A 15139-nucleotide genomic window follows, 5' to 3' on the forward strand; every position below is an offset into this window, starting at 1 on the left:
CACTCAGGAGCAATAAGTGCAAAGGGAGGTTCGATGCGCGTACAGGCTTGAAGGGTTGCGCCAGGTCACTAGACCATCCAGCGATTATCTGGCGATTAACCGGTCAGGCCACCTGCGAAAGCTTGGCATTGGCCTGGTTCAGACCCTTCTCCTGGAAGCCGCCGCCCAGGTTCATGCCTTCGGCGTGAATGAACGTGACGTCGTGGATGCCGATGAAGCCCATGACCTGACGCAGGTAGGGTTCCTGGTGATCCGATGGCGCGCCGGCATGGATGCCGCCGCGAGCGGTCAGCACATAGGCGCGCTTGCCGTTGAGCAAACCCTGGGGACCGGTTTCGGTGTACTTGAAGGTCACGCCGGCACGCAGCACATGATCGAGCCAGGCTTTGAGGGTGCTCGGAATGGCGAAGTTGTACATCGGTGCGGCCATGACCAGTACGTCGGCGGCCAGCAATTCGTCGGTCAACTGGTTGGAACGTTCCAGGGACAGTTGTTCGATGTCACTGCGCTGATCGGCAGGTTTCATCCAGCCACCCAGCAGATTGATGTCCAGGTGCGGCACCGGGTTGACGGCCAGGTCACGAACGGTGATCTGGTCCTGCGGATGCGCGGCTTTCCACTGGTTGATAAAGGTCTGGGTCAGTTGACGGGAAACTGAGTCTTGCTGACGGGCACTGCTTTCGATGATCAGAACGCGGGACATGGGATGTAGGCTCCATCTGAGAATGCTGTAAGTCGATGGAGTGAAGGTTAAACAGAGTCATATCGATGAAAAAGCGCAAATAACTGCTATAACCCATCAATAAATTCGTTTATAAGCGGAGCATAGCCAGCTGACCTGCTCCGCTGGGGGTCATTTCGGCTTGCAGGTCATGCTGATGTACAGCTTGATGATTTTGCGATTGAACTTGGCTGACAGGTCGGCGCTTTTGCCGGCATCCAGATTAACCCTGCGCGTCTTTGGCGATTCGGGGCCATTGCGGAACACCACCGCGCATTCGGCAGCGATATCACCGTAGTTGTTCACGGTGATCGAACCCAGATCGTAATCGGAGGCGTAAGTGGTGTAGTCGATCTTCAGGCCATTGAGTTCTTTTTGTACGTCGATCGGATAAGCAAACGCAGTCAGCGGCAACATCGCCAGCAGCACAAAACCAATTTTTTTCATTCAGCAGTCTCCAATAAGAACTGCGCAGCTTAGGACAAGAGGAGCTCCACATGAAAGCGCCCCGCGTGACCCTTGATCAATGGCGAACGCTTCAGGCCGTGGTCGACCACGGTGGTTTCGCCCAGGCCGCCGAAGCGCTGCACCGCTCGCAATCGTCAGTCAGTTACACCGTGGCGCGCATGCAGGACCAGCTCGGCGTGCCGCTGTTGCGCATCGACGGGCGCAAAGCGGTGCTCACCGAAGCCGGTGGCGTGCTGTTGCGCCGATCCCGGCAACTGGTGAAACAGGCCAGCCAACTGGAAGACCTGGCTCACCACATGGAACAAGGCTGGGAAGCCGAAGTGCGCCTGGTGGTCGACGCCGCTTATCCCAGCGCCCGCCTCGTCCGCGCGCTGACCGCGTTCATGCCGCAAAGCCGCGGCTGCCGGGTGCGCCTGCGCGAAGAGGTGTTGTCAGGCGTCGAGGAAGTATTACTGGAAGGCGTAGCCGATCTGGCCATCACCGGCTTGAGCATCCCGGGTTACCTGGGCGCGGAATTGAGCGATGTCGAATTCGTCGCGGTCGCCCACCCCGAACATCCCCTGCACCGCCTGAACCGTGAACTGAATTTCCAGGACCTGGAAAGCCAGATGCAAGTGGTGATACGCGACTCCGGTCGCCAGCAACCACGAGATGTCGGCTGGCTCGGCGCCGAACAACGCTGGACCGTCGGCAGCCTGGCCACCGCCGCCACCTTCGTCAGTAGTGGCCTGGGGTTCGCCTGGTTGCCCAGGCATATGATTGAACGCGAACTTCGAGAAGGCACGCTCAAGCTGCTACCGTTGGATCAGGGTGGCAGCCGCAACCCGAGTTTTTACCTGTATTCGAACAAGGACAAACCGCTCGGACCAGCCACGCAGATTCTCATCGAACTGCTGCGCACTTTCGACACCGCGCCGCTGGACGCACCTTTCGCGGCCCCTGAACAAGCCTGACACGGAGTGTACCCATGGCCTATTTCGAACACGAAGGTTGTAACCTGCACTATGAGGAATATGGCCACGGCACGCCGTTGCTGCTGGTCCACGGCCTGGGTTCCAGCACGCTGGACTGGGAAAAACAGATCCCCGCGCTGGCGACGCGCTACCGGGTGATCGTCCCCGATGTACGCGGTCACGGTCGCTCCGACAAACCTCGCGAGCGCTACAGCATCGCCGGGTTCAGCGCCGATCTAGTCGCACTGATCGAGCATCTGAATCTCGGCCCGACTCATTATGTGGGCTTGTCCATGGGCGGCATGATCGGCTTTCAACTGGCCGTGGATCAGCCGCAACTGCTCAAGAGCCTGTGCATCGTCAACAGCGCGCCCGAAGTCAAACTGCGCAGCCGCGATGATTACTGGCAGTGGTTCAAACGCTGGAGCCTGATGCGCGTCCTCAGCCTGCGCACCATTGGCGAGGCGCTGGGCGGCAAATTGTTCCCCAAGCCCGAGCAGGCGGATTTGCGACAAAAGATGGCCGACCGCTGGGCAAAAAACGACAAACATGCTTATCTCGCCAGCTTCGATGCAATCGTTGGCTGGGGGGTTCAGGAACGACTGTCGAAGGTGTCCTGTCCAACCCTCATCGTCAGCGCCGACCGTGACTACACACCGGTCTCGCTGAAGGAAAACTACACAAGAATGTTGCCCGATGCGCGGCTGGTGGTGATCGCCGACTCCCGTCACGCCACGCCGCTGGACCAGCCCGAACGCTTCAACCAGACACTGCTCGAGTTTCTCACCGCAGTCGATACCACCACACTCAGGATCACTGACCCATGCTGAAAAAAATCGCCCTCGCCGCCGGCTCCGTTCTGTTTGCCGCCAACCTGATGGCGGCAACGCCTGCCACGGCGCCGCATGTCTTGCTGGAAACCACCAATGGCCCGATCGAAATCGAACTGGACCCGGTCAAGGCCCCGATCAGTACCAAGAACTTCCTTGATTACGTGGACAGCGGCTTCTACAACAACACGATTTTCCACCGCGTGATTCCGGGCTTCATGGTCCAGGGCGGCGGCTTCACCCAACAAATGCAGCAAAAAGACACCAAGGCGCCGATCAAGAACGAGCACAAGAACGGTTTGGCCAACGTTCGTGGCACCTTGTCCATGGCCCGTACCTCGGTGCCGGATTCGGCCACCAGCCAGTTCTTCATCAACGTCAAGGACAACGATTTCCTCGATCAGGGTGACGGCTACGCGGTGTTCGGCAAAGTGGTCAAAGGCATGGACGTGGTCGACATCATCGTCAATTCGCCCACCACCGTTCGCGCTGGCATGAAGGATGTGCCGGCCGACCCGGTGTTCATCAAGTCGGCCAAACGCATCGACTAAGACTAAGCTGGACAAGGATGTCCGAGCTTTTTCCGGTTTAACCGGCAAGGCTCAAACCGTTTAAAGGAGTGCCCGTTCGCGGGTGGAAAACCGATGCTTTATCGCCGTTTTGAAAAACTGATCGACATCTTTCGCGATGCCCCGACAGCCGCTCCCCCGGACCGGGTCCTGCCCTTCTATACCTATTACCTCAAGCAGGTCTGGCCGAGTTTCGTGGCCCTGCTGATCGTCGGCCTGTTCGCAGCCCTGATCGAAGTGGCGCTGTTCAGCTACCTGAGCCGCATCATCGACCTGGCACAGGGCACCCCAAACGCCAACCTTTTCAAGGAGCACGGCGTTGAACTGGCCTGGATGGTGGTGGTAGCGCTGGTCCTGCGTCCGGTGTTCGTCGGGCTGCATGACTTGCTGGTGCACCAGACCCTGAGCCCCAGCATGACCAGCCTGATCCGCTGGCAAAACCACAGTTACGTGCTCAAGCAGAGCCTGAATTTTTTCCAGAACGACTTCGCCGGGCGCATCGCCCAACGCATCATGCAGACCGGCAACTCCCTGCGCGATTCGGCCGTGCAAGCGGTGGATGCGCTATGGCACGTGCTGATCTACGCCATCAGTTCGCTGGTGCTGTTCGCCGAAGCCGACTGGCGCCTGATGATCCCGTTGCTAACCTGGATCATTACCTTTATCAGCGCCCTCTACTACTTCGTACCCCGGGTCAAGGATCGCTCGGTGGTTGCTTCCGATGCTCGTTCCAAACTCATGGGGCGGATCGTCGATGGCTACACCAACATCACCACCTTGAAGCTGTTCGCCCACACCCATTTCGAGCAGCAATACGCCCGGGAAGCGATCAAGGAACAAACCGAAAAAGCCCAACTCGCCGGCCGTGTCGTCACCAGCATGGACGTGGTCATCACCAGCATGAACGGCCTGTTGATCGTCTGTACCACCGGACTGGCCTTGTGGCTGTGGACACAGTCGTTGATCAGCGTGGGCGCGATTGCCCTGGCCACCGGGCTGGTGATTCGTATCGTCAACATGTCCGGCTGGATCATGTGGGTGGTCACCGGCATCTTCGAAAACATCGGCATGGTCCAGGACGGTTTGCAAAGTATTTCGCAACCGGTCAGCGTGACCGACCGCGACCAGGCCAAACCGTTAACCGTGGCCCGTGGCGAAGTGCGCTTCGAGGACGTGGACTTTCACTACGGCAAGCAGAGCGGGATCATCGGCGGGCTCAACCTGACGATCAAACCCGGTGAGAAGATCGGCCTGATCGGCCCGTCGGGCGCCGGCAAGTCGACACTGGTCAACCTGCTGCTGCGCCTTTACGACGTGGAAGGCGGGAAGATTCTCATCGATAGCCAGAATATCGCCGATGTCAGCCAGGAAAGCCTGCGCGAACGCATCGGCATGATCACCCAGGACACGTCCCTGCTGCATCGCTCGATCCGCGACAACCTGCTTTACGGCAAACCCGATGCCACCGACATCGAACTCTGGGAGGCGGTGCACAAGGCGCGGGCCGATGGTTTCATTCCCACCTTGTCGGATGCCGAAGGCCGCATCGGTTTCGATGCCCATGTCGGTGAACGCGGGGTAAAACTCTCCGGTGGCCAGCGCCAGCGGATCGCCATCGCCCGTGTGCTGCTCAAGGACGCACCGATCCTGATCATGGACGAAGCCACGTCGGCACTGGATTCGGAAGTCGAAGCAGCGATCCAGGAGAGCCTGGAAACCCTGATGCAGGGCAAAACCGTGATCGCCATCGCCCACCGGCTTTCGACCATCGCCCGGATGGACCGCCTGGTGGTATTGGAAAACGGCAAGATCGCCGAAACCGGCAACCATGCCGAACTGCTGGCCCTGGGCGGTTTGTATGCGCGGTTGTGGCAGCACCAGACGGGTGGGTTTGTCGGGATCGATTAACTTTGTGCTCACCACATTTCCCTGTAGGAGCGAGCTTGCTCGCGATGGTGGGTCAGGCACCGCGGTGTCGACTGATACACCTTCGCGAGCAAGCTCGCTCCTACAGCGGGTGTGATATTCAGGATTGTCGGTAAGGCAACGCCATCCGCGCATCCTCGGCATAGGCCAGTACACCCACCCGTTCCTGATGCAGGAAATCTTTGACCGCGGCTTTCAAACCCGGATGACGCAGGTAATGCCATGAATGGGTGATCACCGGTTCGAAGCCGCGAATCAATTTGTGCTCACCCTGGGCCCCGGCGTCGAAGCGCTGGAAGCCGTTGGCAATCGCGTAGTCCATGCCCTGGTAGAAACAGGTTTCAAAGTGCAGGCGATCGAACTCCGCCAGGCAGCCCCAGTAACGGCCATAGAAACTGTCGCCCCCTACCAGACTGAACGCCATCGCCACCGGCCGTGCCCCTTGTTTGGCCAATACCACGCGTATCGACTGCGGCATGCGCTCGGCCAGCAAGCTGAAAAACGCTCGCGTCAGGTAGGGTCGTTGCCGACGCACCGCGTAGGTATTGGCGTAGCAGGCATAGACAAAATCCCACTGCACCTGGGTCAGTTGCCGACCTTCAAGCCATTCGAACTCAAACCCCTGCCCTGCCACTTGCTCGCGCTCTTTGCGCATCTGTTTGCGTTTGCGTGAGCTCAGGGCATCGAGGAAATCCTGGAAGTCCCGATAGCCGCGATTGTGCCAGTGATACTGACAGCCGATGCGTTGCAACCAACCCGGTTGTTCGGCCAATGCGGCATCGGTGAACGGGTCGGTGAAATTGATGTGGGCGCTGGAGAGTTGTTCGATCTCCAGATAGCCCGGCAGGCTTTTCAATAATTCAAAACCGTCTTCCACGCTCGCTGCCAGCAAACGCGGACCGCTGACCGGGCTGAACGGCACGGCGGTCAGGAGCTTGGGGTAGTAGTCAATGCCGGCGCGCTCACAGGCATCGGCCCAGGCGTGGTCAAACACGTACTCGCCGTAGGAGTGCCATTTACGGTAGCTGGGCAATGCCGCGATCAGCCGATCGCCTTCGACATGCAGCAAATGTTCAGGCTGCCAGCCGGAATGGGGACCCACGCTGCCGCTGTCTTCCAGTGAGCTCAGGAACGCGTGACACAGAAACGGCTGAGTCTCGGGCACCAGGGCGTCCCACGTGTGCGGGTCGATTTCGGACAGACTTTGCAGGCGTTGCAACGGCATCACCATCCTCACTTATTCGTGGTGTGAAAGCCCCGCGAGTATCGCCTATCGCCATCCATTGCACACGATCAAATCGACGACAGCGCTCTAGCTCAATAGTTCGGGACGACTTTGTATCGTCATCGACATGCCATCACATTGCCACCGCTCTGTCATAAACCATCGCGATACTGGCGCCTGTTTTTAGAGCGCCGGGTTATACCCGGTCACTGTTTTCCGTCCATCAATGGTCGGTTGTGCCCTGGATGGCTCAGTCATCCACTCTCATCTTCGGAGATTGATATGCGTCTTGCTTCCACGAAAACTGCGGCGGCCCTGTGTGGTGGCCTGCTGCTGGCCATGAGTGTTCCGGCCAGCGCCGCAGTCGACGCCAAACTGCTCGACATGCTTAAGGCTAACGGCTCGATTACCAACGCGCAGTACAGCGAACTGCAAGCCGAGCTGGCCAGGGACCAAAAAGACCAGCAAATCGCCCGTCAGGCTCAGCAAGAGACCAATGAGCAGATCGCGGCAACCGCGAAGAAAACCAATGAGCTGAGCACCTTCGACCAGAAACTGGCCTGGGCTGCCAAGACCCAATTCAAGGGCGACGTGCGTTTCCGTCAGGAAACCGTCAAGAACGATGGCGTTCCAAACAACAAAGACCAGGATCGCCAGCGCATTCGTGTCCGCCTGGGCGCCTACAGCGAAATCAACCCGCAAGTCGATACCGGTATCCGTATCGCCACCGGCAACAACGACGACCCACGTTCCACCAACCAGAGCCTGGACAACTACTTCGACAAGAAGCAGATCTGGCTGGACCAGGGTTACGTGGATTACCACCCAGACGCCATCAAAAACCTGCACGTGGTTGGCGGCAAGATGCCACAACAATGGGTGAGCATGGGCGACATCATCTGGGATAGCGACATCAGCCCGGAAGGTCTGTCGCTGTCGTACAAGTACCCGCTGAGCGGCAGCACCGAGCTGTTCGGTAGCGCCGGTCACTACACCCTCAAGGACAACGTCGACGGCGAGGGCGTGCAGTTCAAACACGACCTGCGTCTGTACGCTGGTCAGTTGGGCGCCCGCTTCGGCATCACCGACAACCTGAAACTGACCCTGGGCGGCAGCATCTACAGCTACGACAACGATGACAACATCACCCCGGTCCCCGGCGTCATCCCAGGACAACTGGCCATCAACGGCAACAGTCCGAACGAACAGTTCAAACTGTATGAAGGCTTCGGTCAGCTCGACATCGGTGGCCTGGCAGTACCGCTTTCGTTGTACGGCCAGTACGTCAACAACAACGATGCCAGCAACGATCAGGACACTGGCTGGCTGGCTGGCGTCAAGACCAAGTTCTACGGTTTCGCAGTGGACTACAACTACCGCGACGTACAGCGTAACGCCGTGGTGGGTGCCTTCACCGACTCCGACTTCGCCAACGGCTTTACCGGTTCGCGCGGCAGCAAGCTGAAAGTGAGCTACGAGCTGGACAAGAACTTCGCCCTGGGTGCCACGTACTTCATGGCGACCTCCGACCAGACCAACGCCAACATCAACAAGAAAGATTCGGACATCAACACCCTGCAACTGGATGCCGAAGCGAAATTCTGATTTCCCGCTATACGGCTCGGGCAAGGAAGCCCGAGTCGCTTTTACAGCCTGGCGTTGGTCTGACGGTCCCCATCATCCGTCCGCCAGATCAACGCGAGTCTGTTTTCTTCTTCCCCCTGCGTAATCCCTCCTGAAATCAGCGACGGTCTTCGACCCGGGCCTGACTCTTGCTCCAGTCGGTTAACAAACTGTACGCCACCGCCAGCAACGTCGGACCAATGAACAGACCGATGAAGCCAAACGCAATCAACCCGCCGAACACCCCCAGCAACACGATCACCAACGGCAAATTCCCGCCGCGGCTGATCAGGTAGGGCTTGAGGACGTTGTCCACGCCGCTGATGATGAATGTGCCCCAAATGCCAAGGAACACCGCCAACCCGTACTCCCCTTTCCAGACCAGCCATGCCGTGGCCGGTATCCACACCAGTGGTGGCCCCATGGGAATCAGGCTTAGCAGGAACGTGGCGATGCCGAGCACCAGCGCCCCCGGCACCCCGGCAATCAGGAATCCGATCAGCGCCAGCACCGCCTGGGCCGCGGCCGTGCCGATCACCCCGTTGACCACCCGCTGCACCGTGCCCGCCACCAACTCGATGTAATAACCGGCACGGTGGCCGATCAGGCGCTCCAGCAAGCTATGAACAAACGCCGCCAGCCGTGGCCCGTCACGGTAGAAAAAGAACACGAAGACAATGCTCAAGGTCAGTTCGAGAATACCGCCGCCAATCTGCGCACTGCGCGCCAGCAACCAGTTACCGACCTGGCCGAGATAGGGCTTGAGCGACACCATCATGGCCGCGCCCTGCTGGTCGATACTGTTCCAAATTTCCACCAGACGCTTGCCCACCAACGGGATGCTGCCCAGCCAGACCGGGGCCTCCGGCAGGCCATCGACCTGTACATCCTTGATGAACGCCACCGCATCACGGACATGATCGGCCAGGTTGAACCCAAGCCACACCAATGGCGCCGCCACCAACACCATCCAGCCCGCGGTCAATAACGCTGCCGCCAGGGATTCGCGGCCATTGAGCCAACGGGTCAGCAGGCGCATCAACGGCCAACTGGCAAACGCCAGCACTGCCCCCCAGAACAACGCAGACCAGAACGGCGCCATCACCCAGAAACTCGCACCAAACAGCACCACGAGCAGGATCTGCACCAACAGCCGATCGTTATTGATCATTTGAAATCTCGAATAAATCAGTCAGCAAAAGAGTAGGCGAACGCTTTGACAAGCGTTCACCTGATAAAGCTTATCGCAGCAGTTCAATGTGCAGGCCAGAGCCTTCAACACGACCGGTTTCCGTCCGCGCCGCACGCACGCCCTGGTCGATCAACGCCTGGCGCCAGGCTTCGGCATTCGCTCCGGAAACACTGACCCGCAGCGTTGTGTCCAGATTCAGGCCACGGGAGATCAGGCGCAACCAGGTGTCATCCGGCGCCTGGGTCAGGTTGGGGAAATCGAGTTCGCCGGTGCTTTTGAGTTCACGCAGCAAGGTCGCGGAGGTCGGCAGCAGAACACCCAGCGGTGCGGCAGCGTCGAATTGTTCAACGTGCAGGTAGGCTTTGCGATTGCCGCGGGTGATGCTGTAAAGCGCCACCAGTGTGTTGTCTTTCGGTGCCGCCAGGCGCAACAGCAGGTACGCCTGTTCGTTGTCCGAGCCGTAGAGTTTGGCGTTGCCGAACACCTCGTTGGCCCACAGGCTGCTCTCGCCGCAATCACGGGCCTGGCACCAGAACAGCAACTGGGCGTCCTGCTTCTGCAAGGCTTCGCGAGCAGCGGTGAAGGCGTCGATGGACGAATGTTCCGGCGGCAACTCGTAAGTCACCGACGTGGTGCTGCCACGGGCACTGACCTGGCCATCGAAGCGCAACTGGCCGCTGATCTTGCGGATCGAACCGAGCGGATAAATCCGTTCGAGTTCGGCTGCCGGGCGATAGTCGATGATCTGTGCATCGGCCATGCGTGGCAGGATCGGCAGGTCCTGACTGCCAGGTAGATCAGCGGCAAACAACAGGGGACTGAAACTGCACAGCGCCAGCAGACTGAGGGAACGCATCGATAGACTCATCGGATCAGCATGGCCTGGGCACCCTTGACGACGCTGGCGTCATCGGTGCGTTCAGGAATCAGCAAACCGCGCTGCACCGCAGGCCGCGCTTCCAGGGTCGCCATCCAGCGTTGTAACGCCGTCAGTCCATCCACCGAAACACCGGACCACTCGTAGCCTCGCACCCAGGGGAACGTCGCAATGTCGGCGATGCTGTACTCGCCGGCGAGAAACTCGACGGTTTGCAGGCGCGTATCGAGCACTTCGTAGAGGCGTCGGGTTTCATGCTGATAGCGGTCGATGGCACCCTGGAGCTTTTCCGGAAAGTAACGGAAAAACACGTTGGCCTGGCCCTGCATCGGGCCGATACCGCCCATCTGGAACATCAGCCACTGCAACGCGACCGAGCGCCCCTTGGGGTCGGCGGGCAATAACTTGCCGGTCATTTCAGCGAGGTAAATCAGGATGGCGCCGGATTCGAACACGGCGAAATCGCCGTTGGCGCGATCGACAATCGCCGGGATCCGGCCATTGGGGTTGATCTTGAGGAAGTCCGGGGACTTCTGTTCCTTCTTGTCGAAACTCAAGGCATGCACGGTGTAAGGCAGGCCGAGTTCCTCGAGCACGATAGAGACCTTGTGGCCATTCGGGGTCGCAGCGGTGTACAGATCTATCATGGTTGTCTCCCATTTCAACCCGCCCAGCCTCGACAGTTGCCCGGTGCAAGTCAAGGAATGGCGAAGAACCGATTGAAACAGTCTGCGACAAGATCGGCACCGGGCTCGTCATTCAGGTGCAAATGATGGCCGCCTGGCAGCTGTTCACGGCTAAAGGGTAGACGCTCCAGCAATTCGGGATGTTTGGCGAGCATGCCATCGGCGGCAACCACCAGTTTTGCAGGGCAAGCGACGCGCTGGACGAAGGCCATGGCCTGTTCGGTGGTCAGCCGCAGTGGCGATGGCAGCGTGAGGCGATTGTCGGTGCGCCAGGTGTAACCGCCCGGCACCGGCATCAAGCCACGCCGGGCCAGCAACTCGGCGGCTTCGCGGCTGACCGCGACCAGCCCCTTCATGCGCGCCTCGATGGCCCGTTCGAGGGTGCTGTAGACCGGTTTGCTTTTTTCCCGCAGGTCCAGTTGCGCCTGCAGGGCCATGCCCATGCGCTCGGCAGCATTTTCGCCTTTATCTGTAGGAGGAATGACGCCGTCGATCAACGCCAGATGCGTGACACGCTCCGGCAATGACCCGGCAATGATCAGCGAAGCGATCGCCCCCATGGAGTGTCCCATCAGTGCAAACCGTTTCAAGCCAAGCTGTTCGGCGACTTGCAACACATCGTGGGCATAGTCCCACATGGCATAGCCGGCACCGGCCGGGCGATGCCCCGAATGACCGTGGCCGGCCATGTCCAGGGCAATGATGCGCAGGCCTTTGAGCTTCCGCGCCAGCCGGGCGAAGCTGTTGGCATTGTCGAGCCAGCCGTGCAGGGCAATCACCGGCAAACCGTCTTCGGGGCCGAACAGGTGTGCCGCCAACTCGATGTGCGGCAGGCTCAGGCGGATTTCTTCGACAACGTTGCTCATGCGCAATCCTGCTGGCGACCGTCCCAGCGACTGAAGAGATTTTTCAGCATTGCGGCGGTGTCCTGGGGGCGTTCGAGGGGAAACATGTGGCCCCCTGGCATGGTCAGGGTTTCGCCCAGCGGCATGCGCCCAACGGAACTGGCTTGATAGCGCATCACCACCCGGCTCTTGCGGCCGCGAACCAGCGCCAACGGCACTTTCAATTGCCCGGTTCGGCCAGGGCTGGTGTGGGGTACGCCACGGTAAATGCTGATTTCCGTGGCCGGGTCGAAGCGCAGGCGCAACTTGTCGCCGACCTGCTGCAAACCGTATTGCAGGTAGGCGTCGAAACACTCCGGGTCGAAACCGCGAAACAGGGTTTTGCCGGAGAAATAACGACGGGCGCTTTCGAGGTCGGCGAATTCTTCGCGTCGCCCCAGGGTACGGCCAGCGGGCGTCAGTTTGTCGATGAAACCAAAGCGCTTGGCCGCACGGATCACCCATTGATCGGCACGGGACAGTACCGGCGAGTCGAGCATGACCACGCCGCGATACAACTCGGGGCAACGCAACGCTGCGTGCAGATGCAGTACACCGCCGAAGGAATGGCCAACGCCCCAGACCGGCTCGGTCTGTTGCTGCACGTGATGGATCAACTCATCCACCAGGTTGTACCAGTTGTCATCCGCCGGGAAACGCGGGTCATGGGCATGCTGCTCCAGATGCGACACCTGATACTCGGGCGCCAGCGTCGCGAACAATTTGCCGTAGGTGCCCGAAGGAAAACCATTGGCGTGGGCGAAAAATATCTGTTGCGACATAACCGGCAAATCCATGAGCGAGATCAGGCGTTGATTGTCCGTAAGACCGCGTACTACAGCAATGACCGTAACTGACAGGAATGATGACAGTCCGGCCATGGTGATGACCGATCCCTGTACTGACTGTAGGAGCGAGCCCGCTCGCGATGGACTCAAGAACGCCGCGGGGTGTCAGGCTCCCGGCGTTATCGTTGGCGACCATCGCGAGCAGGCTCGCTCCTACAGAGTATGGGGTCAACGGGCAGGCGGATTTTCGCCCAGCGGCACCACTGCCATGGTCAACCTCGACACGCAACTGGCCTTGCCCTCGTCGCTGGTCAAACGGATATCCCACACATGGGTCGTGCGACCGATATGTATCGGCTTGGCCACTGCCGTCACCCGCCCGCTGCGCAAGCCACGCAGGTGGTTGGCGTTGATTTCGAGGCCCACGCAGTAAAACTTGCTGGCGTCGATGCACAGGTAGCTGGCCATGGAGCCGACGGACTCGGCCAGCACCACCGAAGCACCGCCATGCAGCAAGCCATAAGGCTGGTGGGTGCGGTGGTCGATGACCATGCTCGCGGTCAGGGATTCATCATCGAAGGCTTCGAAGCGGATATCCAGCAATTCGCCGATGGTGTTTTTCTGGATTGCGTTCAACTGTTCAATGTTGGGAGTGGTACGCCAAAGGCTCATCGCTGATTTTCCTTGTTGGTTTATGCGTGCCTCAATCCTGCCACAGCACCGCTTCGCTATGCTCGCTCCATTCTTCGAAGCGCGCGCCATAGGCGGCCTCGATCACGTTGCGCTTGATCTTCAGGGTCGGCGTGAGGAAGCCGTTTTCCACGGCCCAGCTGTCCTTGACCACCACCAGCCGCCGCAATCGCTCGTGCTTATCGAGGACCGCATTGACCTCTTCCAGCAGTTTTTCCAGGCTGGAGCGCAAGCCCGCGCGGGCCGCTTCCCCTGCATCCTGCTGCCCCACCGCCGAGAGCACGCACAAGCCCAGCGGCGCACTCAAGCCATCGCCCACCACGCACACCTGCTCGATGCGGGAATGCACCGCCAGGCGGTTTTCGATGGGCGCCGGCGCCACGTACTTGCCTTTGCTGGTCTTGAAGATTTCCTTCAGCCGTCCGGTCAGGCGCAGGTTGCCTTCGGCGTCTTCCTCGCCTTTGTCGCCAGTGCGCAGGAAGCCGTCCTCGGTCAGGGTATCGGCGGTTTTCTGCGGTTCCTTGAAATACCCAAGCATGGTGGCGCCGCTACGCACCAGCACCTCGCCCGACTCATCGATTCGAACCTCGACCTCCGGGCAGGGTTTGCCGATCCAGCCGGGTTTGTTCTGGCCCGGCAGACAGATGTGCGAGTAGCCACAGCTTTCCGTCATGCCATAGACCTCCAGCACGTCCAGTCCGAGTTTGCGATACCACAGCAGCAAGGTCTGCGGCACGGGAGCGGCGCCCGACAACGCCACACGCAAGGCGTCGAGGCCCAGCCCGGCGAGCACCTTGTGCCCGACCCGCTTGCCGATGATCGGCAGGCCAAGCAGGAAGTCGAGGCGTTTTGCCGGGATCTTGCTGTACACACCCATCTGGAATTTGGTCCAGATACGCGGTACGCCGAACAGCGCCGTCGGCCGGGCGCGACGCAGATCGGCGAGGAAGGTATCGAGGCTTTCGGCAAAGAATACGGTCTGCCCGGTATAGATCGACGCCAGTTCGACGAACATCCGCTCGGCAACGTGACACAGTGGCAGATAGGAAAGCAGTCGATCCGATTCATTCAAGCTGAACAATTGCGTGCCGTGAGTGGTGGCGAATCCCAGATTGCCGAAGCTGTGCATCACCCCTTTGGGCATGCCGGTGGTGCCGGAGGTATAGATGATGGTCGCGAGTTGATCGGCGCCGGGTTTCGGGTCGTCCTGAATCGGCGAACTGCGTTGCAGATCGGCCCAGCTGAAATCGAAGTCCCCCGGCGGATGCAGCGGCAGGCTGATGGTTACAAGGTCCGGGCTGACCCCACGGGACATGCCGGGCCAGTCGTCGAGCTTGCCGATAAAGGCCAGCGCCGCTTCGGAGTGCTCCAGCACCTGGGCCACCGACTCGGCCGTCAGGTTTGGGTACAAGGGCACTGAAACATGCCCGGCCATCCAGATTGCCAGGTCGGCAATGATCCAGTGCGCACAGTTTTTCGAGATCAGGGCGATGTGACTGCCTTGGGGCAATTCCCGCGCCCGCAGCCAGTGCGCCGCGCAGCGGGCCTGATAACCGACGTCGGCCCAGGTCAGGGTCTCGACCTGGCCGTTACCGACAGGCTGGACCAAAAAGCGCTGGCGCGGATGGCGCGCCTCCCGCTCGTAGAACACGTCCAACGGCAAACGAAAAGCAGCAGACATGCGACTCGCTCCTTTGTTTTTGTTGT

14 protein-coding genes and 1 pseudogene are annotated in these 15139 nt (G+C 59.9%); 5 read left to right on the top strand and 10 right to left on the bottom strand.

The annotated features are described in order from the left end of the window. Window positions 1-103: 103 nt before the first annotated feature. Window positions 104-703: an FMN-dependent NADH-azoreductase gene (locus GPL81_RS09875; protein ID WP_096509520.1), complete on the bottom strand. Its 600-nt coding sequence runs from the start codon at window positions 701-703 to the stop codon at window positions 104-106. A 150-nt stretch (window positions 704-853) separates the two neighbouring features. Next, window positions 854-1168, bottom strand: a complete 315-nt coding sequence (locus tag GPL81_RS09880) for a 3-phosphoglycerate kinase (protein ID WP_160106579.1) — start codon at window positions 1166-1168, stop codon at window positions 854-856. Window positions 1169-1218: 50 nt separating this feature from the next. On the opposite strand from GPL81_RS09880, the gene GPL81_RS09885 reads away from it, so the two are divergent. The 4 genes and pseudogenes from GPL81_RS09885 (at window position 1219) to GPL81_RS09900 (ending at window position 5449) form a co-directional block, all read left to right on the top strand. After that, window positions 1219-2142 (top strand): PA3225 family LysR-type transcriptional regulator, encoded by a 924-nt coding sequence (locus tag GPL81_RS09885; protein ID WP_096509518.1) that lies wholly within the window; start codon window positions 1219-1221, stop codon window positions 2140-2142. A 14-nt stretch (window positions 2143-2156) separates the two neighbouring features. Further along, a pseudogene (locus GPL81_RS09890) lies at window positions 2157-2962 on the top strand (alpha/beta fold hydrolase). 3 nt (window positions 2963-2965) lie between these two features. Beyond that, window positions 2966-3523: a peptidylprolyl isomerase gene (locus GPL81_RS09895; RefSeq protein ID WP_160106581.1), complete on the top strand. Its 558-nt coding sequence runs from the start codon at window positions 2966-2968 to the stop codon at window positions 3521-3523. Window positions 3524-3616: 93 nt separating this feature from the next. Next, window positions 3617-5449, top strand: coding sequence for an ABC transporter ATP-binding protein (locus GPL81_RS09900; RefSeq protein ID WP_160106582.1), 1833 nt, complete (start codon window positions 3617-3619; stop codon window positions 5447-5449). Between the two features lie 118 nt (window positions 5450-5567). Here the strand turns inward: GPL81_RS09900 and GPL81_RS09905 are convergent, their stop codons facing one another. Beyond that, window positions 5568-6692, bottom strand: a complete 1125-nt coding sequence (locus tag GPL81_RS09905) for a GNAT family N-acetyltransferase (RefSeq protein ID WP_160106583.1) — start codon at window positions 6690-6692, stop codon at window positions 5568-5570. A 282-nt stretch (window positions 6693-6974) separates the two neighbouring features. Between GPL81_RS09905 and GPL81_RS09910 the strand changes: the two genes are divergently transcribed. Next, on the top strand, window positions 6975-8297 hold the full coding sequence (locus GPL81_RS09910; RefSeq protein WP_160106584.1) for a putative porin: 1323 nt from the start codon (window positions 6975-6977) through the stop codon (window positions 8295-8297). A 136-nt stretch (window positions 8298-8433) separates the two neighbouring features. Here GPL81_RS09910 and GPL81_RS09915 read toward each other — a convergent pair whose 3' ends face one another. From GPL81_RS09915 to GPL81_RS09945, 7 genes are all read right to left on the bottom strand, one after another. Further along, on the bottom strand, window positions 8434-9486 hold the full coding sequence (locus tag GPL81_RS09915; protein ID WP_160106585.1) for an AI-2E family transporter: 1053 nt from the start codon (window positions 9484-9486) through the stop codon (window positions 8434-8436). 70 nt (window positions 9487-9556) lie between these two features. Then, window positions 9557-10363, bottom strand: a complete 807-nt coding sequence (locus GPL81_RS09920) for a DUF4892 domain-containing protein (RefSeq protein ID WP_160106586.1) — start codon at window positions 10361-10363, stop codon at window positions 9557-9559. 8 nt (window positions 10364-10371) lie between these two features. Beyond that, window positions 10372-11031 carry a glutathione S-transferase family protein gene (locus tag GPL81_RS09925; protein ID WP_160106587.1) on the bottom strand — a complete coding sequence of 220 codons (660 nt, stop codon included), beginning with the start codon at window positions 11029-11031 and terminating at the stop codon, window positions 10372-10374. A gap of 50 nt (window positions 11032-11081) precedes the next feature. Continuing rightward, window positions 11082-11936 (bottom strand): alpha/beta hydrolase, encoded by an 855-nt coding sequence (locus GPL81_RS09930; protein ID WP_160106588.1) that lies wholly within the window; start codon window positions 11934-11936, stop codon window positions 11082-11084. Next, a complete protein-coding gene (locus GPL81_RS09935) occupies window positions 11933-12736 on the bottom strand; it encodes an alpha/beta fold hydrolase (protein ID WP_160106589.1) in 804 nt (267 codons plus the stop codon). The genes GPL81_RS09930 and GPL81_RS09935 overlap by 4 nt, the downstream gene beginning before the upstream one ends. Before the next feature lie 234 nt (window positions 12737-12970). Then, window positions 12971-13414 carry a hotdog fold thioesterase gene (locus GPL81_RS09940; RefSeq protein WP_160106590.1) on the bottom strand — a complete coding sequence of 148 codons (444 nt, stop codon included), beginning with the start codon at window positions 13412-13414 and terminating at the stop codon, window positions 12971-12973. Between the two features lie 31 nt (window positions 13415-13445). After that, window positions 13446-15113 (bottom strand): AMP-binding protein, encoded by a 1668-nt coding sequence (locus GPL81_RS09945; RefSeq protein ID WP_160106591.1) that lies wholly within the window; start codon window positions 15111-15113, stop codon window positions 13446-13448. Window positions 15114-15139 lie beyond the last annotated feature (26 nt).

Origin of the sequence: Pseudomonas izuensis (genome assembly GCF_009861505.1) — a bacterium.
Classification (GTDB): Bacteria; Pseudomonadota; Gammaproteobacteria; order Pseudomonadales; family Pseudomonadaceae; genus Aquipseudomonas; species Aquipseudomonas izuensis.

Coding starts and splice junctions, on each gene's coding strand:
- GPL81_RS09875 (WP_096509520.1), bottom strand. CDS start 703: ATGTCCCGCGTTCTGATCATCGAAAGCAGTGCCCGTCAGCAAGACTCA.
- GPL81_RS09880 (WP_160106579.1), bottom strand. CDS start 1,168: ATGAAAAAAATTGGTTTTGTGCTGCTGGCGATGTTGCCGCTGACTGCG.
- GPL81_RS09885 (WP_096509518.1), top strand. CDS start 1,219: ATGAAAGCGCCCCGCGTGACCCTTGATCAATGGCGAACGCTTCAGGCC.
- GPL81_RS09895 (WP_160106581.1), top strand. CDS start 2,966: ATGCTGAAAAAAATCGCCCTCGCCGCCGGCTCCGTTCTGTTTGCCGCC.
- GPL81_RS09900 (WP_160106582.1), top strand. CDS start 3,617: ATGCTTTATCGCCGTTTTGAAAAACTGATCGACATCTTTCGCGATGCC.
- GPL81_RS09905 (WP_160106583.1), bottom strand. CDS start 6,692: ATGCCGTTGCAACGCCTGCAAAGTCTGTCCGAAATCGACCCGCACACG.
- GPL81_RS09910 (WP_160106584.1), top strand. CDS start 6,975: ATGCGTCTTGCTTCCACGAAAACTGCGGCGGCCCTGTGTGGTGGCCTG.
- GPL81_RS09915 (WP_160106585.1), bottom strand. CDS start 9,486: ATGATCAATAACGATCGGCTGTTGGTGCAGATCCTGCTCGTGGTGCTG.
- GPL81_RS09920 (WP_160106586.1), bottom strand. CDS start 10,363: ATGCGTTCCCTCAGTCTGCTGGCGCTGTGCAGTTTCAGTCCCCTGTTG.
- GPL81_RS09925 (WP_160106587.1), bottom strand. CDS start 11,031: ATGATAGATCTGTACACCGCTGCGACCCCGAATGGCCACAAGGTCTCT.
- GPL81_RS09930 (WP_160106588.1), bottom strand. CDS start 11,936: ATGAGCAACGTTGTCGAAGAAATCCGCCTGAGCCTGCCGCACATCGAG.
- GPL81_RS09935 (WP_160106589.1), bottom strand. CDS start 12,736: ATGTCGCAACAGATATTTTTCGCCCACGCCAATGGTTTTCCTTCGGGC.
- GPL81_RS09940 (WP_160106590.1), bottom strand. CDS start 13,414: ATGAGCCTTTGGCGTACCACTCCCAACATTGAACAGTTGAACGCAATC.
- GPL81_RS09945 (WP_160106591.1), bottom strand. CDS start 15,113: ATGTCTGCTGCTTTTCGTTTGCCGTTGGACGTGTTCTACGAGCGGGAG.